This window comes from Granulicatella sp. HMSC30F09 (genome assembly GCF_001806915.1).
Classification (GTDB): domain Bacteria; phylum Bacillota; class Bacilli; order Lactobacillales; family Aerococcaceae; genus Granulicatella; species Granulicatella adiacens.
Window position 1 is genome coordinate 26,397 of the sequence record NZ_KV786410.1, and the last position, 22,862, is coordinate 49,258.

At 36.2% G+C, this 22,862-nt stretch carries 23 protein-coding genes; 1 reads left to right on the forward strand and 22 read right to left on the reverse strand.

Annotated elements, in window-relative coordinates; all coding sequences use genetic code 11:
* Positions 1 to 2 precede the first annotated feature (2 nt).
* Positions 3 to 1,304 (forward strand): 5-methylcytosine restriction system specificity protein McrC, encoded by a 1,302-nt coding sequence (locus HMPREF3103_RS01090; RefSeq protein WP_070436916.1) that lies wholly within the window; start codon positions 3 to 5, stop codon positions 1,302 to 1,304.
* 290 nt (positions 1,305 to 1,594) lie between these two features.
* Here the strand turns inward: HMPREF3103_RS01090 and guaA are convergent, their stop codons facing one another.
* The 22 genes from guaA to HMPREF3103_RS09725 form a co-directional block, all read right to left on the reverse strand.
* Positions 1,595 to 3,148: a glutamine-hydrolyzing GMP synthase gene (gene guaA / locus HMPREF3103_RS01095; RefSeq protein WP_070436917.1), complete on the reverse strand. Its 1,554-nt coding sequence runs from the start codon at positions 3,146 to 3,148 to the stop codon at positions 1,595 to 1,597.
* A 547-nt stretch (positions 3,149 to 3,695) separates the two neighbouring features.
* Entirely contained in the window at positions 3,696 to 4,430 is a 735-nt protein-coding gene (locus HMPREF3103_RS01100) for a MerR family transcriptional regulator (protein WP_070436918.1), read from the reverse strand.
* Positions 4,431 to 5,097: 667 nt separating this feature from the next.
* Positions 5,098 to 5,424: an Imm59 family immunity protein gene (locus tag HMPREF3103_RS01105; protein WP_070436919.1), complete on the reverse strand. Its 327-nt coding sequence runs from the start codon at positions 5,422 to 5,424 to the stop codon at positions 5,098 to 5,100.
* A complete protein-coding gene (locus HMPREF3103_RS01110; RefSeq protein ID WP_070436920.1) occupies positions 5,417 to 5,746 on the reverse strand; it encodes an Imm59 family immunity protein in 330 nt (109 codons plus the stop codon). The genes HMPREF3103_RS01105 and HMPREF3103_RS01110 overlap by 8 nt, the downstream gene beginning before the upstream one ends.
* A 3-nt stretch (positions 5,747 to 5,749) precedes the next feature.
* Positions 5,750 to 6,088, reverse strand: coding sequence for an Imm59 family immunity protein (locus HMPREF3103_RS01115; RefSeq protein WP_070436921.1), 339 nt, complete (start codon positions 6,086 to 6,088; stop codon positions 5,750 to 5,752).
* Positions 6,085 to 8,049 (reverse strand): glycohydrolase toxin TNT-related protein, encoded by a 1,965-nt coding sequence (locus HMPREF3103_RS01120; protein ID WP_083278685.1) that lies wholly within the window; start codon positions 8,047 to 8,049, stop codon positions 6,085 to 6,087. Before HMPREF3103_RS01120 ends, HMPREF3103_RS01115 begins: the two co-directional genes overlap by 4 nt.
* Complete coding sequence (locus tag HMPREF3103_RS01125; RefSeq protein WP_070436922.1) at positions 8,050 to 8,346, reverse strand: TIGR04197 family type VII secretion effector; 297 nt, start codon at positions 8,344 to 8,346, stop codon at positions 8,050 to 8,052.
* 12 nt (positions 8,347 to 8,358) lie between these two features.
* A complete protein-coding gene (locus HMPREF3103_RS01130; RefSeq protein ID WP_070436923.1) occupies positions 8,359 to 8,781 on the reverse strand; it encodes a YwqH-like family protein in 423 nt (140 codons plus the stop codon).
* 3 nt (positions 8,782 to 8,784) lie between these two features.
* The gene (locus tag HMPREF3103_RS01135; protein ID WP_070436924.1) at positions 8,785 to 9,114 is read right to left on the reverse strand and encodes a DUF4176 domain-containing protein; all 330 of its coding nucleotides are present in this window, start codon (positions 9,112 to 9,114) and stop codon (positions 8,785 to 8,787) included.
* Between the two features lie 483 nt (positions 9,115 to 9,597).
* Complete coding sequence (locus HMPREF3103_RS09510; RefSeq protein WP_168132796.1) at positions 9,598 to 9,765, reverse strand: hypothetical protein; 168 nt, start codon at positions 9,763 to 9,765, stop codon at positions 9,598 to 9,600.
* Positions 9,766 to 9,779: 14 nt separating this feature from the next.
* Positions 9,780 to 14,171, reverse strand: a complete 4,392-nt coding sequence (gene essC / locus HMPREF3103_RS01140; RefSeq protein ID WP_070436925.1) for a type VII secretion protein EssC — start codon at positions 14,169 to 14,171, stop codon at positions 9,780 to 9,782.
* A 14-nt stretch (positions 14,172 to 14,185) separates the two neighbouring features.
* The gene (gene essB, locus HMPREF3103_RS01145; protein ID WP_083278686.1) at positions 14,186 to 15,307 is read right to left on the reverse strand and encodes a type VII secretion protein EssB; all 1,122 of its coding nucleotides are present in this window, start codon (positions 15,305 to 15,307) and stop codon (positions 14,186 to 14,188) included.
* 17 nt (positions 15,308 to 15,324) lie between these two features.
* On the reverse strand, positions 15,325 to 15,579 hold the full coding sequence (locus HMPREF3103_RS01150; protein WP_070436927.1) for a hypothetical protein: 255 nt from the start codon (positions 15,577 to 15,579) through the stop codon (positions 15,325 to 15,327).
* On the reverse strand, positions 15,572 to 16,033 hold the full coding sequence (locus HMPREF3103_RS01155; protein ID WP_070436928.1) for a hypothetical protein: 462 nt from the start codon (positions 16,031 to 16,033) through the stop codon (positions 15,572 to 15,574). Before HMPREF3103_RS01155 ends, HMPREF3103_RS01150 begins: the two co-directional genes overlap by 8 nt.
* 3 nt (positions 16,034 to 16,036) lie before the next feature.
* Positions 16,037 to 19,270 (reverse strand): type VII secretion protein EsaA, encoded by a 3,234-nt coding sequence (gene esaA / locus HMPREF3103_RS01160; protein WP_070436929.1) that lies wholly within the window; start codon positions 19,268 to 19,270, stop codon positions 16,037 to 16,039.
* Between the two features lie 76 nt (positions 19,271 to 19,346).
* Positions 19,347 to 19,643 carry a WXG100 family type VII secretion target gene (locus HMPREF3103_RS01165; protein ID WP_039849004.1) on the reverse strand — a complete coding sequence of 99 codons (297 nt, stop codon included), beginning with the start codon at positions 19,641 to 19,643 and terminating at the stop codon, positions 19,347 to 19,349.
* Positions 19,644 to 19,758: 115 nt separating this feature from the next.
* Positions 19,759 to 20,058, reverse strand: coding sequence for a DUF4176 domain-containing protein (locus HMPREF3103_RS01170; protein ID WP_070436930.1), 300 nt, complete (start codon positions 20,056 to 20,058; stop codon positions 19,759 to 19,761).
* Positions 20,058 to 20,729, reverse strand: coding sequence for a DUF443 domain-containing protein (locus HMPREF3103_RS01175; RefSeq protein WP_070436931.1), 672 nt, complete (start codon positions 20,727 to 20,729; stop codon positions 20,058 to 20,060). The genes HMPREF3103_RS01170 and HMPREF3103_RS01175 overlap by 1 nt, the downstream gene beginning before the upstream one ends.
* 4 nt (positions 20,730 to 20,733) lie before the next feature.
* Positions 20,734 to 21,516, reverse strand: coding sequence for a hypothetical protein (locus tag HMPREF3103_RS01180; RefSeq protein WP_070436932.1), 783 nt, complete (start codon positions 21,514 to 21,516; stop codon positions 20,734 to 20,736).
* A gap of 2 nt (positions 21,517 to 21,518) precedes the next feature.
* Positions 21,519 to 22,214 carry a hypothetical protein gene (locus HMPREF3103_RS01185; RefSeq protein ID WP_070436933.1) on the reverse strand — a complete coding sequence of 232 codons (696 nt, stop codon included), beginning with the start codon at positions 22,212 to 22,214 and terminating at the stop codon, positions 21,519 to 21,521.
* On the reverse strand, positions 22,204 to 22,539 hold the full coding sequence (locus tag HMPREF3103_RS01190; RefSeq protein ID WP_070436934.1) for a hypothetical protein: 336 nt from the start codon (positions 22,537 to 22,539) through the stop codon (positions 22,204 to 22,206). Before HMPREF3103_RS01190 ends, HMPREF3103_RS01185 begins: the two co-directional genes overlap by 11 nt.
* Positions 22,532 to 22,666, reverse strand: a complete 135-nt coding sequence (locus HMPREF3103_RS09725) for a TIGR04197 family type VII secretion effector (RefSeq protein WP_317629168.1) — start codon at positions 22,664 to 22,666, stop codon at positions 22,532 to 22,534. Before HMPREF3103_RS09725 ends, HMPREF3103_RS01190 begins: the two co-directional genes overlap by 8 nt.
* Positions 22,667 to 22,862 lie beyond the last annotated feature (196 nt).

Sequence of the window (22,862 nt, forward strand, 5' to 3'; positions counted from 1 at the left end):
TTATGCTTAAAATAAGTGATAACGCAGAGATTGACCAAAATAATGTAGGTCATTCGATTATTAATGAACTAGCAAATAAATCTTTGTCTACTTTAGATCAGGAAAGATTTATAATTTTCCCACCATTACTAAAGGATTCGGATGATTTGGATGAGGATAATTGCATATTTAAGACGTTTAATGGTAAAACTAGGACTTGTAATATAGTAGGATTTTTGAGCGATGGCGAGAATGAAATCCATATTCAAAGTCGGTTTTTTGAATCGCAAGATGAGGATTATTTTTTAAATTATATGTTACAAAAAGTGCTTCACTATAATGTAACGATTAATGAAATTTCATCATCTGACAATCATTCTTATTATGATTTATTAGTGTATTTGTTCCCTTATTATTTAGAGGAGGCTATGAGAAAAGGTTTCTATAAGGAATATGTTTATCATTCCCATAATGATAGTAATGTTCGAGGTCAGATGGATATCAACAGACATATTAGGCAGAATGTGCCTTTTGTTGGAAATATTGCATACAATACTCGGGAGTATTCGTTCGACAATAAATTAAATCAATTGATTCGACATACCATTGAAAAAATTGAAGTTACAAGACCTTTTTTACTAAATGAAAGTTCAACTATTCGTAATAATGTTAAGAGGATAAAAGAATTGACCCCAAGTTATTCTCATTATGATTTAGAAAATGTGTTGTTTGAGAATAAATTTAATATTATTAAACATGGATTCTATGAAGAATACACTCAGTTGCAGACTCTATGCCTTCAAATATTGACTGATGAAAGGATTGGCTTCGGAGCTAACGAGCAGAAAGTACATGGAATCATTATAGATATTGCTTGGTTGTGGGAAGAGTATCTAAACTTATTAATAAAAGATCGCTTTTATCATCCTCAAAATAAAGTAGGTACTATGCCTCACTATTATTTCAATAATAGTAACGGAAAAATTTATCCAGACTTCATAGGGAAAACACCAGATAATCGTGTAGTTGCAGATGCAAAATATAAACCTCAAAATAATATTAAAAACAACGACTACTCTCAGATTTTATCCTACATGTTTCGATTTAATTGTAAGCAAGCATATTTTTTACATCCTTCAAAAGAGGAACAGCATATAATACTTTATTTAATGGAGGGAGTAAGTGCTGAAGCACCTCCTACAAAAAAGATAGATGTACGAGTAGAAAAAATTGGACTTAAAATTCCAAAAGCTACTAGATACGAAGAATTTGTTGAGAAAATTAAAAAGACCGAAAAACAATTTTTGGATAAATTAAACATTTAAACACTCAGTTTCTTTACCTACAATTTTGTTTTATTAACAAATATAATAAGGATAAAATTATTTGCTTAAAAGAGTTTTACTCATAGAAATTTAAGAAGTGATCAAGGCTATTTTTTGAAAATAAAAACGAAGTATTTATTAATAGAAAACGAAAATTTAATATAAAAAAACCTCACCAGAAAAATTCTGGTGAGGTTTTTTGGTGGAGAATCCATCAATTTTTGATTGATTTTTAACCTTTTTTAAGAACGGAAAATGCTGTTAAAACAACTTTTTCACTTCAAATTAAATTACTCCCACTCAATCGTAGCCGGCGGTTTGCTCGTGATGTCATAGACGACGCGGTTGACGTGCGCTACTTCGTTCACGATACGGGCGCTGATCGTTTGTAGCACTTCCCACGGGATGCGAGCGAAGTCACTGGTCATGCCGTCGATACTGGTTACGGCACGGATACCAATCGTGTAGTCGTACGTTCTGCCGTCCCCCATTACCCCAACGCTGCGGATGCCTGGAAGAACCGTGAAGTATTGCCATACGTCGCGTTCAAGGCCGTTTTTGGCAATTTCTTCGCGTAAGATGGCGTCTGATTCGCGGACGATTTCAAGTTTTTCTTCGGTCACTTCTCCAAGCACACGGATTCCAAGTCCTGGTCCTGGGAATGGTTGGCGCCATACGATTGAGTCTGGCATGCCAAGCGCCGTTCCAAGAGCGCGCACTTCGTCTTTGAAGAGCGTGTTGAGCGGTTCGATCAGCTCGAACTGCATGTCCTCTGGAAGTCCCCCTACGTTATGGTGAGACTTGATGGTTTGAGCTGTTTTCGTTCCAGATTCAATGATGTCTGTGTAAAGCGTTCCTTGCGCAAGGAAATCCACGTCCGTGAGTTTTACCGCTTCGTCGTCGAATACGTACACGAACTCATTTCCGATGATTTTACGTTTTTGTTCAGGGTCGCTCACGCCTTTTAGTTTCGATAGGAAACGTTCCTGAGCGTTCACGCGGATAATATTGAGGCCAAATTTACCAGAAAGGCTCTCCATCACTTGGTCGCCTTCTCCTTTACGAAGCAATCCGTGGTCTACGAAAATACAGATGAGTTGGTCGCCGATTGCTTTTTGCAAGAGAACCCCAACCACACTAGAGTCTACTCCGCCAGAGAGACCAAGTAAGACTTTCTTATGGCCCACTTTTTCGCGAATTTTCGCAATTTCCATTTCAATAAAGCTATCCATTGACCAGTCGCCTGTTGCCCCACAAATATCGAACACGAAATTACGAAGCATTTCGTTTCCATGAATACTGTGGCGAACTTCTGGGTGGAACTGTACGCCGTAGATGCGACGTTCTTGATTTTCAAAAGCCGCAAATGGCGTGTGCGCATTCGAAGCCGTCACGCTGAAGCCTTCAGGAATCGCTGTAATACGGTCGCCGTGGCTCATGAGTACCTCTTCCTCTTCAGCTAACCCTTTGAAAATGCCTGAAGTCGTGTTAAAAACATCGACTTTCGCAGAACCATATTCACGCGTTGTAGACGATTCTACCTTCCCACCGAACAGATGCGTTGTCAGTTGCATCCCGTAGCAAATCCCAAGCACTGGAATTCCCAATTCAAAGATTGCAGGATCCACGGTAAAAGCATCCTCGGCATAAACGCTATGTGGTCCCCCTGAGAAAATAATCCCTTTTACGTTGCCATGTGCCTTAATTTCTTCGGCTGTAATGTCGTTGTGTAGCAACTCGCTGAACACACCGAATTCACGAATACGGCGCGTAATCAACTGGTTGTACTGACTACCGAAGTCGAGCACGATAATCTTTTCTAATGAAGTGGTTTGAGCTGTCATAAGAGGCCTCCTTAGTTTTAGTTCTTTTTCATTGTAACAGAAAAGCCCGAAAATTACTTAAAAAAATAGAATTTTTTGTTCGGATTTTTTGAGCCAGTTTTCCGCGCCACACCAAGCTTTCATTCGGATATATAAATTAGTATATAGAGTGTACACTCGCTACTCTCTCCTGCCAAAAACATTGTCACATCAACGTTTCTAACTGTTGACACTCCGCTTAAAAATTGTGTTTTTAATTTTTGAAAAGTAGCATATATGCTACAGTAGCAAATATGCTACTTTTTGATTTTTTAAAAGAGGAAAAGGGCTTACCGTTTCTTATCGTATATGCTAAACTGTGCACGTCATCGGTAAGTCCCATGACAAAACCTTCTTAGTTCTTTCGATGTTGTTTATAGACCACATATGAAACTTCACTAAGGAGGCTTGTTTTCTATTATCAGACTGCGAAGCTTTTTGATTCGTGACCAATCCAGGGCAGCATTAAAAAAACAAAAAACAGTAAATCCTTTTTTGATTTACTGTTTCTTGTTAATGATTTTTTATCCTATTTTTCTTTCACATATTCCTGAATGGCATCGCATATATACTGTGCTGTTCCATCACCGAATTGATCTAAGTTGTTTTTAAATTCTGCATTTTGAACATATCCATACCCAATGTTTGAAAATACATCGATTGGGCATTCGAACGAGTATTTGCAAATATGTTTATGAAGTTTCTCTGCTAAATCTACATTTTCTTTAGATGTTGCGCTCATTTCATTTGATCTATTTTCAGAGAAAGCGAAGAATATTTCGTTAAAACCATCCGTCAATTCTTGTTCCTTTCCCTTTTGTTTTTCAATGGCTTCTTCAATAACTTCCTTCCCGTACATATCGATTGCAGCTTGCTTGTATTTTTGATTATCTTGGTATGTGAACCCATTAAATTTTTCTTTTGTTGACATTGTAATTTTCCTTTCTTCATAATCAATCGTTTTTCGTAATGTTTCCATCAATGTTAAGAGTCTCTCGTTTTCCTTTTGCATTAAGGTCAACTGTCTTTTCAAGTGAGTTAGTATTTCGGTATCATCTTTTGCCATTAGTGATTTAATTTTTTTAAGTGGAAATCCTAAATATTTGTAAAAAAGTATGGTTTGCAAGCATGCCATATCTTCTTCTGTGTAACACCTATATCCATTCTCTGATTTCTGGGGAGATAATAACCCAATCTCATCATAATGGTGCAACATTCGTACCGACACACCACTAATCTCACTTGCTTTTTTTATCATGTACATGTATCTACCTCCTAACAATTTACATTCTAAACCATGACACAATGTTATAGTCAACACTTTTTACAAAATATTTTTTTAATTATAATGCAATGCCCTTTATAGCTTATCTTTAGATGTTTCTTTCCAACTTACACAATAGATAGTCCAATGGTATTTTACTAACCTGTATACATGATTCACACATTTTTTGATTATGCTCAACTATTGCCATTCATACATTCTACTGTTACCTGTCCTCTTAGATTACTTTTCTTTTATATTTTGGAACAAAAACGTTAGGTTCCTTACTTTTCCATTTCGTATATGCTAAACTATGTACGTCATCGGCAACTCCCATGACAAAACCTCCTTAGTTCTTTCGATGTCGTTTGCAGACCACATACGAAACTTCACTAAGGAGGCTTATTTCTTTATTACACTGCTAAAGCTTTTTGGATTGCCAATCTGCTTTGTGGGACCTTAAACCAATTCTTCAATAGATAGATTTAAATCTGAAAGTTAACTTTTTTTCATCAATAGAAGTCATTCGGGATTGGGCGGAGGAGATGCTAGAGTAGTGTTGATTCACTCTACCTTGAAGAGAATTCTATTAAAAGCAAGAGTTTACCAATAAAACATTAGTAAACTCTTGCTTGATTTATTCTATCATAAAAGGGGGAGTTATTTGTTATTCTGTGACATCATCCCAGAGGGGGGAGGAATAATCCGGGGTTTCCCCTATCTTTACTTTGAATTGATTAGATTTTACAAAATGTTCTAATTTTTCCAAAAAAGCTATTTTTGCATCTTCAAAACTAGTAAACTCTATCGTATTCCCAATAACATATGATCTATCATCTCGACCATTAATCATAAATATACCATCTTTATAGAATAAGTGAAATGCCCATGGAAGACGTTTAGTTTCGTCAAACAGAACATAATGTAAGCTCTCAAAATGACGTTTTTTAATTTCTTGTTCAACTATGCATTTCATATTCTTAATATCAATCATCGATTTTATCCCATAATGGAGAGGAGTATTCAGGAACCTCTCCACTTTTTATAGAAGCTCTATTTATTTTCACAGTGAGGTCTAGTTTCTCTATAAATTTATTTTTTGCATCCTTAAAATTATCAAATTCCAATTTTTTGTTATAACTTGCTCGATCCATTGTGGCGTAGACAAAATAATGTTCACTAATAGAATCAAACTCAATTCGAACTTCCCATTCACTTGGTCTATGATCGTTGAAAATGGAATATCTTAAACTTTCATATCCTAAATCTCGAATGGCTAATGAAAGTTCAGAACGTTCTTTAACTTCGTCTCTCATCTTCTAGTGCTCCTCTTTTTCATCCCATAATGGTGATGGATAATATGGAGAAAATCCAACTTTAATTCCTTTCTTAGTCGATTCTACAAAGTTCTCTAATTTACTTATAAAAGCAGTCTTCGCCTCTTCAAAACTAGTAAACTCTATCGTATTCCCCATCACATATGATCTATCATCTCGACCATTAATCAAAAATTTACCATCTTTATAAAATAAGTGAAATGCCCATGGTAACCGTTTGTTTTCATCGAATAAAACATAATGTATACTTTCAAGTTTCTTTTCTTTAATTTCCTTTTCTACATCTTGTTTCATAAATTTAAAATCTAATATATCTTTCATTTTATTACCTCTTTTAAAAATCCTAATTTTTCATAAATGTCTATCGATAATTTAAATTGAATTTGTATTCCTCCGCCTTGACCAAATATTTTAGCAATTTGACCTTGCTTAATATCAGCTAAATCTTCAAGGGACAGATTAAAATCTGAAAGTTTACTTTTAATTGCATCCTGCATTTCTAGCGATGCTTCATTATATGCTTTTAAAATATTTTCCTTTGTAATATCCTTCACTACTTCATACTGATGGTATTCTTGATATCCCTCAGGATAAGGCAAGCCTCTAGTGTTAAATGCTAATTTCTCTCCGTTATTAACTGGACTGGTGAAGCGTCCACCATTTGATCCAAAACGGTCAAGCACTTGTCCGGCTTTTAAATTAGCCAGCTCTGTAATGGGGGTTCCAGCACTATCTACAACAAAGCCATCTGTTCCTTTTGGTGGCCATTTGATGTGACCCTGTGCATCCACAAAAGATCTTGATCGAACCGGAATTTGTTTACCTTCAAAATAATCTGCTGAAAGATAAGCTGTTTTCCCATTTGGCATACTTATGCGCTCTGGAAAATACTTCCCTTGTTGAGCATATTCTTGTCGTAAATAATTATCAAACTTCGAACTTTCTCTCGCTGTCTTACTTAATTTTATATTCTCCATTACTCGGTTTTTCACTTCAAGTGCTGATTCAACTTTTGGCGCAGTCTTTCCATTCAAACTAAAGTTCTTAACTGCTTTAGAAGCATAGTATCCACCAATAAAGTTTCCTAACAAGTTCATCAACTGTGCGGTTTCTTCGTTTCCACCAAGAAGCTTTGTACCATGGTAGGCTGCTTGACCTGTTGCTAAACCTCCGACTGTTCCCCAGAAGAACTGCGAGAGTCCTTGGGCAATACTTTTTGTCTTCGCAATCGGTATGAACACCCCTGTTGTTAAGGTGAAGACTTGTCCAAATCCGTGGTATAGCTCGCCATTTCCTAAGAAAATGGTATCTCGAATCAGATTCATCGCAAAGGATTTTCCATCTCCAGACAATCCATAATAAATATTCCATCCAGCTTCGATAGAATTCGAAGCCCCATACATGAACATGCCAACTCCCGCAATCTTAAGCATCGGTGCCACAATCGGCAAGGCAGTCCCTCCGGACATGGCTAGCGCCGAGAAACCGGCTAGAACCGTCAAGACACCAAATACAAGATTCATGAGCCCTTGCTTGGTTCGTTCTTCTGCGTATACACGCACTTTTTCCCGATCTTGCGCCGCTTGAATCTGAGGCATATGATCGTTCAAATAGATTGCAGATTGTTGCACAGCCAACATGAATCGATTCATTGACGGCAACTGACGAAAGTCTCCTACTTGATAACTTCTCATACTGCGGTCTCTACTTGAATGCTCTGCCAATAAACTCTTTGTTGCTGCTAGCAATTCCTTAAACGCCTGCAAATCTTGGCGAGCATGCATCTCTTCATATTGTGTAATAGATTCGTCTAGATGCTTAATATCCTTCATCAGCTTCTCATACGTGAATTTCGTCTTTGTATGACTAGTTCCTTGGTAATTCACTAACCCCGCGACTCTGAGCTTGGCAGTTGTTAACTGCTCCAACTGTTGTTCGAATCGTTGCTTAGATTTTCCTAAGTCCGAGTGAAGACCCTTGTAGACATCTTCAGGCAATGCCGCATGGTTATGCGTATCAATTTGATAGTAGCCATCTTTATACAGTAAGAAACTTGTGATATACTCATTCATTAACAGCGTCAGCGTCTGTATGAATGTTCCATGAACTTCTGTCATATAGCTCTTCGCACTCGTCATCGCTTTCCCTTGAAGCTCACTCTGGTTTGCGAGGAGGGCAATCGACTCTTGTAGATTTTTTAGTGATTCTCCCCATTGTTGGATGGTTTGATTCGTTTGGCCCTGCATGGAGGTAATGTCGTTAAATTTTACGTAATAACTCATTTATCGTCCTCCTAGCAGAGTTAGTCCCGACAAAACATGCCCTAGTCCTTGGTCTGTCTGTTTAAGCTCTTGTCCTGTTTCCGCAAACTGAGCAATATCTTTTTCTAACAGCGCATTATAGTTCACTACTAATTGATATAATTCTTCAAATTGCTCCTGATAAAGATCCAGAACTGCAGATTTGGATGTTTTTTGTAGGTTTGGTTTATTTACACTCACTAAGCTATTTTTTGAATTAGAAAGAGATAGAATATGCATTCCAAAAATAACTTCTGATAATTGAATCGTTTCGTACATATTTCTCCTCCCTTAATTTAATAACTTTTCAATAAAATTCCCAAGATTGTTAATTTGCGCTTGGCACCAACCAATGAAGCCCTGTTGGTCTAATTTTTGATTTTCTAGACGTGTAATCTCATCACAAATCGCATCGTGAAACGCATCTAGTTCTCGTTGGCAAGCACTAAAATCCTGCCTGAACCCCTCCCATTGATGCCCAAAGTTTTCCTTTTGCTGGCCATTCCATTGGGGTTGGTCATCTTGAACCATCACAGAAATCTTAATCTCATGGATTTCGCTTCGGATGTTCCCAACAGATTGTTTGGCTGAACGGAGTTTTGCCAACTTGGCATCAATCGAACTTATCGTTGCGGTAGCTTTGGAAATACTATTATAATGGGAGCTGACTTGGCCTTGAAGGTCCTCAATTTCGCGGTAGTCAATTTTCCCCATAAATTATCCTCCAATACCATTAGATTCTTTTAATGCGGCTACATTCCCTTTTGGAATATCTGTTTGCTGCAACATCGCTTCGATATTCTCTAACATGATTTCATTGTCATCATCTGTGTATCCTTCTTGAACCACCTTAAAGATATCTTCCTGATTGAAATAGATTAAGCTGTCTCCAACCATTCCTTCTGGATAAAGGCAAGCACCATAATCGAAACGATACACTTGTCCTTTTACAGGCAATGCAATTAACCGAGCAATAATCATCATTTTCTTGACGTTCCCTTTTAGAATAACTACACTCCCCAAAGGTAACATTTTAGCTTCTGACATTCTTTAACCTCCCTGAATATAACAAACTTTTTTATTATTTCTTTGCATGATTTTCTTTATTATAGCATAAGCACATTCACTAATTCATCCGTATTCCCCGCTATAATTCTCAAAATACACAAAAATAATTCATTGAAATAATCTTATCTCTTAGATTTACAATATACTTAAGTATAACATCATATATTTGTTGTAAATCGTATTAATATAGTTCTTCCTCAATTGACTGATTTTGCTTAATTATATACTTAATAAGACTACCGCTTTTTGCCCCCTAATGAATCTCTATAAAAAACACTTTATCTTAAAAAAGTTTTTAATTACAATTTTTGTATCAAAAATGATACATTTGCAATTTTGGTTAATTCCAAAACCAATAAAGATCTATCGTTATGGTATAAATACAATAATCTAATCATCGCTTGATAAGTTATAAAAAAGAAGGAATTAAACAGATCGCTTAATCCCTTCCTTGTTGTCTTGCTAATTTAAAGTAAAAGTCGCTTCGGTATTTGGACCTGCGCTTGAGACTACATAGTCACTAAATTCATTATCTCCGAAACAGTCATTCACAAATCGTACATAGTATCTAATTAGTTGATGTGTTTGCGAAAGTTTTGCTTTCAATGTAGAGATTGCGCTAGCTTGCATTCTTTCCGCCTCCTCTATTCTTCTATACTCATTAATTGTACAAATTCATAACCTTCTGCATCAACAATATAGCCTTCGTTTGGACGTGGAGATTTTTCGTTTGAGATATACGGGAAGCGAACATATTCTTGGTCGCTGATACGCATTCCCATGAACACCTGTGTCGTCAATTGTCTGTGTAAAGTGACAAGCGTTGAGTAATTCGTCATTAAGTCTTTATAGTTCCCTACAAACACTGGCGTAATGCCGTACTTAGGTCCTTCTAACAGAAGCTCTTTGAACTGATTTTCTGTAATATTGAGACTTTGACCAAGGATTTGGATGTCCGGAATGATAATGAGTGATTGCGTATACTCGCCAGGTTGCGTCATCCGTTCCTTCAAGTTGTCTAAGATGATATTCATCCCTTCTTTAGCGCTCAGTGTATCACTGAAACGATGCGCTTCCTTAAATTGATCTAATGGTACTAATCCTAATGGATCCACAATCACCACTTGAACAGGAGTCGTATATTGTTTCAACTGGTAAGCTAATACTTTGTAGAACTGAGTAACACTTCGAACATTATCGCTAACTAAGGAGATGGCTTTATCTAATGTAAATGAAGCGACTTCGACCATTTCTCTCGTTAACCCGAGTAATACTTGATGGTTTCGTTCTGATCGGTCTACTTGCGCTTCCACCATTTCTGGTGTCACCACTTCTGGCAACATTGGAATTGGTTGTGGTAATGCCCCTGTCCAACACTGTGACATCTCCTGTGCTTCTGCTTTCACTTGCTGAATCATGGATGAATTATCTTCCACAGCATAAGGCACACACACTTGGAATGAAACGACTGTATCTTGCTTCATTAATCCGCGTCCACGGATATCCAAAAGCACTTGGTCTGTACGCCCAACAATACTTGTAACATCGCTCTGTTCGAATAAGTAAAGCGCAATTTTTGTTTTAAAGTTTGCTTGTAATTGTACACGCATAGCATTGAAACGAGACATCGTTGTGATGAGGTAGATTCCTAGAGAGGCTCCCTCACGCGCTAGAATATTAACTGTTTCGTTAAAGGCTTCGCTGAAAGTAGCGTCACTCACACCATCAAAACTATCGATTGCAATAAATAGCGAAGGGAATGGTGTTACGGCATCTCTGTTGTATTGTTGCATATTACTTGAACGTGCTTCACTAAGAGCTGCCTTTCGTACCTTCACTTCTTTTTGAAGGCGTCGTAATGACTTCATCACTTTCTCATTATCATCTGCTGTAAAGTAGTCCGCCACATGTGGAAAATCCACTAAAGAAATTAATCCACTCGTTCCAAAGTCATATAAATAGATATGCGATTGCTCTGGCGTTGTTTTACGCATTACATCAATCAATGCATTTTGAATAAAGGTAGATTTCCCATATCCTGGACTTCCAACGACCAGAATATGACCACAATCGTTGAAGTCAACTGTCAACGGTAATTGCGCTTGTTGTTCCGGAATATCTTGATATCCCAATAAAAACTCAGGGTGTTTATTTTCACCCCAATAATGTTTAAATTGAATATCTTGGATATCTTCCGCCGCAATTCTCTCTTTTAACGGTGGAAGCCACGGACTTGCGACCTTTGGAAGATGTAGCGATTCGAATACACGTTTTGCTTCTTGAACGACCGCATCCAATTGTGTTGGCAATCGTTTCTGATTCCCACTATCATCTAATCCACTTAAGTCTTTATTGATCGCTTCATACTGGCCATTATCTTTAATGGCATACACTGTCGTATCTCGATGTGTAGAACGTACCGCTTCTGGTTCATAATCGGCTCCACTCCATGCACTTTGGAATAATTCATAGATTTCGTTATTTCCAACTTGTAAGTATCCACGACCTGTCTGTGTAATTTCTGCAGCATCTGGCGTTTTAATAATTTCACGCGAATCGGCTACATCTTGTACTTTCAACGCAATCTTAAACTTCGAGTTAGACCAGATCTGGTCATCCACAACTCCGCTTGGTTTTTGAGTCGCTAAGATTAAGTGGATTCCGAGCGAACGTCCGATACGCGCTGCAGATACTAACTCTTTCATGAAGTCCGGTTGGTTCGTTTTCAATTCTGCAAACTCATCCGAAATCAAGAATAAATGAGGCATTGGCTCAGTGGCTACACCCTCTTTAAATAATTTCATGTACTGATGAATATGGTTTACATCATATTCTGCAAATAATCTTTGACGTTTCTTCAATTCTGCTTGAATAGACACTAGGGCACGATTGGCTTGCGCCACATCTAGGTTGGTAATCGCTCCAACTAAGTGCGGTAGGTCCGCAAATAGGTTCGCCATCCCCCCACCTTTGTAGTCAATCAACAGAAATGCCACTTCATATGGATGGAAATTCACCGCTAATGAAGCAATATATGACTGCAAGGTTTCAGATTTCCCAGAACCTGTTGTCCCTGCCATTAGTCCGTGAGGTCCATGCGCTTTTTCATGTAAATTCAACATTAATAATTCATCACGGCCACGTAGCCCTAATGGTACTGCCATCGTTTGATACGTATCATTCGTTGCCCAACGATGGTTCATATCTAATGCTTCTACAGAATCAACACCATACATCTCTAGGAATGTAACGCTATCTGGAATCGCGTTACGTAATGTTTGAACATGCGTCACTTGAGCCAAGTCTCTTGCAAATTGTTCTTTGGCTTCAGTAGATAGCTTCTCAAACGTCACAAATGGTTTATCCATATATTCGCCATTATGGAGTCGTAATGTTCCTTGACGGTTTCCTTTAAAATCCACAACAGTATTTACATGTTCTGGTAGGCTTTCAATCACATCTTCTACAAAAAGATAGCTAATTCCAAGGTGTGATAAATCTTCGTTAATAAACTCCATAATATTATGGTCTAGCATCAGAGACAAATCCGTAATCACGAATACGTAATGAGGAGTAAAGGTGAGTTGTTTGTTACTTCCTGCTTGTTCAGCCGCTTGTTTACGTTCTTTGATCATTTGATAGAGCGACGTTAACAATTGATCGCGACTCCGTTGATGATACACAAAACTACGGCAATTGAACTGCTGAAGTTTCATATGCGGTAACCAACGACTCCATTCCCACAATGGAAGTTCTTCTTCACGAAACACTGGAACAAATTGCACATCATAGTAACTATGGAAAGTAGCCAATTGCATCATCGCTTGTTGCACTTGCTCGATGACTGTTCGACGGGAACCGATATATCCTGTAGGAGCTGATAATAGATCATTAGTAATAGGTAGATTTTCCAAAAATTGATAATGAGCCACTAATTCCGTTACTTGTTCACTGATGGCTTCATTGTATTCTGTTAACTCAGATTTCTTATAATCGATTTTAAAGCTAGGAATGATTCGTCCTGTTCCTAGACGGTACGTTAGAAAATCAAAGTGATGAGGTGTCTTTTCATAGAGACGTCTATCAGTATTTTTGGCCATTTCCATGACCTGCTCCATGCTTGGATAATGATAATTCAACGCTTCTTCCTGCTCTTTAGATAAGTCATAAAGCTCTTTATATTTCTCATTCAAATACGCTTTATAGTTTTCCATCTTTTTAGCTTTCAGACGTTTATTTTGTTTTTTGTCTGAGAAGAAACTATGGACTGAGGTGATTAAAGTAATGACCGACATTCCCATCATCATAATCATCATACCGCCATTTCCTGTAAGAAAATGCGTTGCTACCGTAAGCCCAATCATCGCAAGCGGCATGATAATTAATTTTAATAGCGATTGCTTCTGCATATTATCTTCAGTTGGTGGAGCTAAGATGCTCACCACATCATCTGGCTCACGTAAAATGAAACGAGGGGAACGGTGGAAATCACTGAATTTATCTTCCCCGTTCTCTTCAAAGTCCAATTGTATTAATTCTGATTCAATAGGATGAATACTAGCTATGAGAACTCGTTGCCCATCGATTTTGACTAAATACCCACTTGATGAAAATACACTGTCTCCTTCAGTCATTTGAATGGACGCGTTCACTTTTTGTCCATTTAAGAAGATAGGTTTGGAAGATACAACTTCGTATCCAGTAGGGATTTGTCTGATTAATAACTCATCACTTTCCACGATTCGAACTGTATGAATAGCCTCTAGTCCAATCGTAATAGGCACGTTCGTCATTAATGTTTGTAACGTGTATTCAAACACAAATAATTCTGCATGTACGTCATCACTCAAAGAAATTGCATGCTTCCCGTAAGAATACGTTTCATGATTATACGTCACTAGTCCATTCTTGACGGTTAGTTTATCCGCATAAGAATTTTTAATGACAATATCATCATTCATAAATGCACCTACACGGTAGGGTCTTTCCTGTGAAATGTCGTATATCGTATCTTTCAGTTTAATTAAACAAATCATCTTACTCCTCCGTGTTAGTTTTCTTTCGTTTTTTGTTGTGTTGGTAAATATTGTTTTTTGAGTTCTTCTAACTTACCTTTATAACGATTAATTTCTTCCGTTCTTTTTTCAGAAGTTAAACTTGGATCTCGTTGGATATCATCGATTTTCTTCGTTAAACCGTACATTAATAATTGCGGGTCATCTAAATAACTCGCAATATCCATTGCTTCATCAATCTTATTCTGACCGATAAGAACCCAATAACGTAGATAGTCTTCATTCGTTTGAGTCGTAATTTTTCCTAGCGTTGTTTTTTGAGCGTCCGTTAACGGTTCTGTCATTATTACAGAGTACGCAACGATATACTTGTCTTCTGGCGATAAGCTTTTACTATCCATATTTTTAACGGAAGATACTACCTTAGAATAGTCTTTTTGGATGAAGGATAAGCGTACATTCGCAATCGTTTGCTGTTGTGGTTGAGTCACAAACATGTGATATCCTAAAAGACTGGCAAAGATTACCGATAATACTCCAAATAGAATCCCTGTTAATTTCCATGTGAATAATCTCTTACGAGGGACACGCACCATTTCTTTTGCCACGCGTTGCTTTTCATACTCCAAGTGCTCATTTAGTAAACTTACAACCTCCTCTATGGTTTCTGCAGAGAGGATACTCTCAGTAAATTTATGTCCTTTATAAAATTCGAGTTTTCCTTGTGCGAGTTCTTCATACTTTGCTTTTGTATCTAAGACAGAAATAATCATAGATTTATAATGTTTTAAGAAAGTTGCTTCCGTTATTTCTTCATAGGGAGGAACTTGACCTTTGACCCCACGGAAGATGAGTTTGGCAATCCCATTTTGAGTGAACACAAGATTATCAGGGGTTAACGAATACGTGTAGGCACTTGTTCTTAGTGCTTCATACAAGTGACCAATATTCATTAGATACCGTAGTTGTTCTTCTAAAGGAAGCTGATATACTACACCGTAATCTTGAACGGTATCTGTTTCAGCATGAAACAGATAGGCGCTTTCTGTTTCTTCAATTTGTAGAGATACTGCTTCTGGAATGCTCACTTCTAATAATGTTAAAGCCAATGCAATATTGCCTTTAAATTCTTCTTTCGTTACTTCAAGAGTTTTCAATTTCGTTCGCTCGCTTTCTATAATGTTTCAACCATCAGTTGGATTCCGTCATGTAAATAGTTCACATCTTCAATTCTTTGTAAAGCTGTTAATACAATTCCTTTTTCATGAATGCGGACACTTGGAGTATTAACCTCAAACGCTAACTGATAGGCATCCTTCACAATATTTAATAATTCCTTCATACTTATTCCTACTGGGATTCGAAGATCATATTTCCCATAGGCAAACTTTTCTAAATTCAATGTGATATTAATATAGGTATTACGCATGATGAGTTTTCCTTTTCTTCAAAAATTGATAAACCGATACACCACTAACCAAAAATCCCAAACCAATGAACGCTATCACAAACCACGATGACTCTTTTTGAGGAGGCCGTAATGTCACTCCTTTAGAAGGAGATGCTGTGCTCTGTGTAAGAAAGAATTGAGTAGTATCTATTGGATTTAATTTTTGTGGGCTTGTCGATAAAAAAAGAAGAGCATTATCTTCTGTTCCAGATAATGACTCTTCTGCCTGTTGTTTTGAAATCATTTGAGACAAAGAGGCATCAAACAGTTGTTTTAACAAAACGTCTTGTTCAAAATATGTCTTCTCTGTTACTTGTGGTGTGACAGGTACATCAACATTAATTTTTAATGACCCTGTTTCTGCCCAAACTTTGCCCGTGAGGACAACTATCATGCCAAGTGTTAACAATAGCACTCGACTGATTATTTTCATTGTCTACTCCTTTATTGTTTGATTATTTTTTCTATAAAATAACATACTACCTATAAATCCTAAAATTCCAACAAGAGAAATAATAAGAACTGAAATCCATGAGGTAGGTTGTTGATTAATAACCGTATGCAGCATTTCTTCTGCAGATATAAATGGTGTGAGATACGTTAAGAGTGGCGAAACACTACCATAGTACGTATCAAACAATTGCCCTAGTGAAATTACATAGATTACAACAAAAGCTAAACTTACTAATAAGCCATAAGCTTTTAACCATGTCATCAGTGCATGATGCATAAATATGATACTTACACCAATAACAAGGGACACACCGCAGAGTACAAATAATTGGTCTGCTGGAAGGTTCAACTTCATCCCTACCACAACACTTACAAATAGTCCGATAAGTGCTCCGATACCCGCTAACAACGCTAACGGTAGGAAGTTAACTGTAGGCTGATTTGATAGGTACTTGTTGGTTTCGAGAATTTGCCAATTACCGTGTTGTAACATATATACAAACGCTAAGGTCATTACAGCAATAATCAGCACCATTAATACGCCTGTTCTGTTATCGGTTTGTTGACGAGAATTGCTAGAAGAACGAACATCCGCAATTGAACCATCTACTGGATGTGACAAATAGTCATATACTACCGTATTAGCCGTATTTCCTGACTGAGTATTTGACATTACTTGAGTAAATTCTTTTAAGAATGAACTGTTTGATTCATACTCTTTTGCCATCACTTCATCCATTGTTGCTACGGAATTTTTATACTCAGTCCCTTTATTCTCTAGCGATTTCACATCTTCATTTAATCGATTATATTCTTGACGAATAGAGGTCGCAATTTGCTGATGATTCTTCGTGTTATCCATTAACGAACGACTAGCCTGCATTAGTGTAGCTAAATCTTTGTTAATCGCTAATCCAACATTCGTTAAATCCGTGTTATCTCGTTTTTCAGAATCTACAAAGATTGGTTTACTTTCAAGAGTTTCTTTAACTTTTTGAGTTTGTGCTACAGCCTTTGTTAATTCTGAGTTGACATCCCTCATTAATTTTTGATAGGCGTCTATATTATTTTTTAAAACCTGAACATCTGTTGATAAAGCACTTGTTTCCGTTGTAAATTCTGACGGAATCACTAATTTATCTTTTACATCATTCGTAAGAGTATTCGTTACTAAATCAACTAACACTTCATCCAGTCTATCTAACGCTAACTGTGCATATAAAGAATCCGAAGCTGGTTGTTTTGGATCTGCCTGTCTATTGGAATATAAATCAACCCCATAGACTGCCTTCACCTGTCCAGCAAACTCAAGGTATGATTTCACATCATTGAATACAGCTGAAGAAAGCTCTCCTAAAAACTGCTTAGAATCCGTAAATACTGTTCTCGTATCACTCTCTGAATAGATTCTTTGAATGGCTTGTTCGCTAGCATTTACAGTCACACTATTTTCATCTAAAGCATTTAATGAGTTGAATTTTTGCGGAGTTGCTGCTCCAGATTCTTGATACGTATTAAAAGCCTGAATAACTTTATTGGATTGTTTAATACTTTCATTGAGTTTAGAAACATTGCTCAACAATGCTTGTTTTTGAGCATCACTCAAGTGAGCAATCGATTCTTCTGTTATCACTTTAACATTCGAAGCAATTGGAGCGAACCATCCTGCGTCCGAAATCGACTCATTTTTATGTTTCAACTCATACGCAACTCTTAATTGTTTTGCAGAAGAATTGAATCCCGAAGTCACTTCAACGGATGGCCCATTCTGAGTAAATGAAACATTTTGCCCATCAATTGTTAGGCTTTGTAGGGTATAGTGACTATCCACAGTAAATACTATTTTTTTCACTTTTCCAGCGATGTCACTAATCGTCATTGCTCCAGAGATTGGTTTATTCTTGATTTCATTCTGTTTCGTATTTACAAACTCATCCTTACGACTGGTTTGAACGGTCGCACTAGGATTAACTTTTTGAACAAAATGAACAGTATTTTTCAAAAATTGCTTATCTGCTTCTGGCAGGGCCATCCGGTCAATCGTAGCATCATCATAAAGTGAGATTTGCTTTGCACTAGAAATGACTTGTTTGTCAATATTGTTACGAAGCTCTGATACCATTAAACCTAATGTCTTTTTCGTTTGATTACTATTATCTGACAACGATTCCGCTACAGCTTGTCTAATCTTTTCTTTGTAAGTAGTTGATAAATAAGTGCTAATTTCTTCATTTCTCTTTTTGATATCTGTAAGAAAATCGTTTAAGCGTTGATTTAGCTGATTAGAATTTTCTAGAATCTTTGTTAAATCTTGGCTGTTATTCAAATTTGGTAAATTTTTGGAATTAATGTCTTGCATAATCTTTAAAGGATCATTCACTGTCAAACTAGAAATTCCTTTATCATATACCGCTAATTCATTTTCACGTTTTAAAACAGACTGTGTCCAAGCGTCTTGAAGTTGCTTAATTCTAGCGATTTCTTCATCATAAGTCTTATTAACAGAAATAATTTGTGTAAAAGAAGTATTCGTATTTTGGATGACAGTATTAAAGTTCTCCATTACTTCTGTTGCATTTTTCGAAGAATTGGATAATCCTGTGAATTGTTGAGAATACTGTGTCAAAGGATTCAAAAGGGTATCTTCGAACTGACTCACTGTATCTCCTTGATTTTTAACAACTCCCATTACCTGATTCTGAGCAGTCTTTAAATTAGCAATGACACTACTAAAATAGATTCGAATCATATCCTGATTAAATGCTTGCTTCAAATCAGATACTGCTTGTTCCGCCTGCTTCACTAACACTTGCTTATCCGCATTAACTTTATATTGAAACAATGCGCGTTTTGGTGCGGTCTCTTCTAAAGAAAGTGCGTCTTGAGAAAAATGACTTGGCATTATCACCATCACCTGGTAGTTACCGTTTTCTAATCCTTTTTCTGCTGTTGAGCGAGAGACAGTTTCCACTTTATAAGGAGTTGTTTTGGCAAATGACTCAATGAGAACATTGGCCATTGACACTTGATCTCCATTGTATGTCGTTCCACTATCTTCATTCACAATGGCTATCGAAACATCATTTTTTGCAGATGAATGTTCTTGAGTGGACGATGTTCTAGAAGTGTTTTGCGGCTTTACAATCCCAGCCAGAGCTAATAACAATACTAATACTAAAAGAACCCCTGAAAATAGGAACACTTTTTTATGTTTCATAATCTTCTCCCTTATTGTTTTTTAAATAGAAAAAGGTGGGATCTTCTCCCACCTTCAAGGATAGATGGTCTATCCATTAATTTAAGCCAAATTTTTGAGATAATGCTTGGTCGTGTTCTTCCATCGCACGAGCAGCGCTTACTAATTGTAAATTGATTTGTTCTAATAATTCAGCGAATTCTCTTACTTTTGGTTTTAGTTCATTGAATTGACGATCAAACCCTTGGAAAGCTTGACCTTCCCATTCTGATGCTAATGTTTGTTGTAAACCAGTTAAGTTTGATAAGATGCTGTTCACTTCGTTTGAAGCTTTATTATATTCACGTGCACGTGTTTGTAACGTTTCTGGTGATACTCTAATTTGTCCCATAATCTTGAACTCCTTAAAATTAAATTTTTGTTACATTTATACGTCGATAGTAGCATATTCATAAATATTTAGCAATATATAAATGAATATTTCATGACGTATATCAATGTTATTTCTATTAATGTGTTTTTCCTATTTTTAAATTCGCTTTGTTTTCTTCAAACCATTTTTTATATAATTCTACAAAACGTTCTTCATCTAAATCTGTATATCCCTTGAATACTACTTTATCAATGTCTTCTTGATTAAAGTAAAAGATTTGTTCCGGATTTAATCCAACAGGATATGCAGCTCCTGAATATCCAAAAAATACAAGTTCATTATCTTGTTGTAATTGGCAACCTCTACTTAAAATCATCACTTTTTGCTGACCTTCTTTTAAATAGATAATTGAGCCAATTGGTAATACATCATTCATTATTTAACCTCCTCGATTTTTTCTTCAATAGATTTAAGCATCATAAAATTGTTCGTATAATTATAATCAACAGGAACCATGCCTAACCAAATAATAAAAAACAACAACGATAGTAGTGAAAGAGGCACCAAAAAACCTCCTTCACTCCCATTATTTGTATTCATAAATAAAAATACAAAAATAGCCACAAGTCCTATTACAAACCAATAAGAAAAATCTCTTCTTTTGCTAAACGTGAATGTTGCAGTGTATCGCTTTGCATTTTCTGGCAATCTTTCCGCAACTTTCTTCTGAGCTTGTTTGATGTAAACTTTTGCGAGTAAGTATGAAATAAATATTGTTAAAGCTACGATTCCCCATTTTAAAAGAGCTTGCTGATGAATATTATACTTTAAAAAAATATTCTCAAACATCTTAAACGTTATCGTAGTAAGCGGTTGTGTCGCCGCTACTGCCCCCACGTACTTTGGTGATGGTTTAGCTTTAAATTCAAAGTTTTGATCATGATAGCCAAACTCCACCATGTCTACACTCACTTGAGTTGGAATAATCCCAAAGCCATACACATTCGGTCTGATGGTACTCGTATCCATAAGATATTTTTTCCCTTTCGAGTCCGTTACTATTTTATGGCATGTAGACATCGAATTTTTAAAAGTTAATTTATTCATTTATTCACCATCCAAAACTATATTGTAAATATTCTATACTATTAGTTATACTTTGCCCTACATAATCAATAATATCTCTCATATACACAAAATTATTTTTATATCCTTCTTCTATCAAATACGTTACCGCAAAGCTGGACAATATTGCCCAACCAATTGGATGAGATGATATCACACTTTGAAGAGGTGATAAAACTTGCATTATCAATGGATTACTAAATAAAGTTGAAAGTCCACCCTTAATTAAATTAACTCCTATATTGGTTAATTTTGCTGTAGTTAACGTATGAACTATCGCTGTGCCTATTTTCTCCTCTAGAGAGTTTAAATACATATCAATTCCTAAAAATACAGATTTGAGTCCCGAGATTCTAAACGTAAAAGCCCTTCCTACATTGTCTCCTACGTAATACCCTAATCCTTTTGCTACATCTGCCAGAGAAATCTCTACTTCTCGAACAAATCCCTTCCCTAAGTTTTTCAACATATACTTTTCAACATCTGAAATATATTTACTAGCGTCAAAAGAAAATCCAATATTCTTAAAGGTTTGGCTATTCATAGAGAAATTAAAATACTTCAACCCTCGAGGAATTGTAATATGTAGTTGGTTTAATAAATTCTTGATTACTTCTTCTGTTGTATTCAACGCAAGATTAATACCTTTATCATTACCCCACTTCACTATTGGATATAGTTTTATCAAATTGATACCTTCATTATAAAATGCGACTTTAGGATGGCCTTCCAAATATCTTTTTAATCTTTCAAACTCGTCCTCAGACATCTTCAGCCCTTTTTTACTATTTCAGCCATTTGAGCCATAATATAATATGAAGAGTTTATCCAATGTTGATTGATTGATTCCATCCAAGTTTCTATAGCTTTTTCATTTAATAGATAACTACGACCAACTTCACTCCATGAATGAGTTGCTTCATTAATTCCCTTTTGAACCAATTGATAAAGTTCATCTACTTTAGCAAACACTGCCCTTGAGTTGCTATTAAAAGCTCTTAATTTCGCTAGTTTTTCCTCAAGCAATCGTTTGGTCTCTAGATGATTGTCTTCGATATGTTGTAAATTCCTTAAATAAGTAGCATTAGGATGCTCATTTCTAAACTCTAATGACATCAGATTTCTTGCTTGATTCGCAAAAATTTCAACGCGATTAATTTTATCCAAAAGCTCTGATTCTCGTAGATCAACCGTGTCTACTTCTTCTCGATATTTTTTAGTAAATGCTTCACAGCTTTCTTTAACAGCTTCATCCAATAACATACCTGCTTTAATCAGTGGTATTAAAATTTTTTGGGAATAATTTTTAGCAGAGTCGTAAGTAACACCTGACAAAAAAGGAGAAGACATATGGAACTGTGCCAAGGTCCTTTTTAAGTCGTTATAATGGTTATCTCTTGATTTGACAACTGAACTAACACTCTGATTTTGCCTATCAGAATCTCCAAGATACATATCAATGCTCATTCAAATCCTCCTTTTTATGATGTAATCGATCGAATTCTTCTTTTTCTAGTAAAAGCTTTTTCCGTTTGAATTCTAGTTCATTTTCAATGTCTGTTAATTGCTTTTTAACTATTTGGTTAAGCTGCTTTTGCTCCTCCATCAAGTTTTCCACTCGTTTGCTATCTCTAGACTTTTTCAAATATACCGTCATCTCTTCTAAAAATAACTGAGATTGTTTTGAAAATTCCAAAAACTCATCTTTTCGAACAGCGTTTTCTTTCGCTTCTATTTTAATCTGTTTCATTTCTGATGATAAATTTTCTTTTCTTTGACGCATTTCATCCATTTAACGTAAACTCCGTCTTTATAAATTCATTTCCAATTTTATCATCTACAGCTTTGAATTCTTTTGTTACGCTATTGAGATTTTTTGACATATCCGCAATAACCTGAGCAATCTTTTCAGATACCATTTTTTATTGATCAATCACTCGACTGGCCTCATTATTTCCTACTACAGTTGTGCGATTATCTTTCACAACGTTTGAGACATTTCTTAAATGATTGATAATCCTGTAGAAATTTTGCCTTCCCCTGATAAGTCAACTTTTATTTCAACCATAATTATTCTCCCTGCCTCAATCCAATCTACTTTTCTATCACTCACAA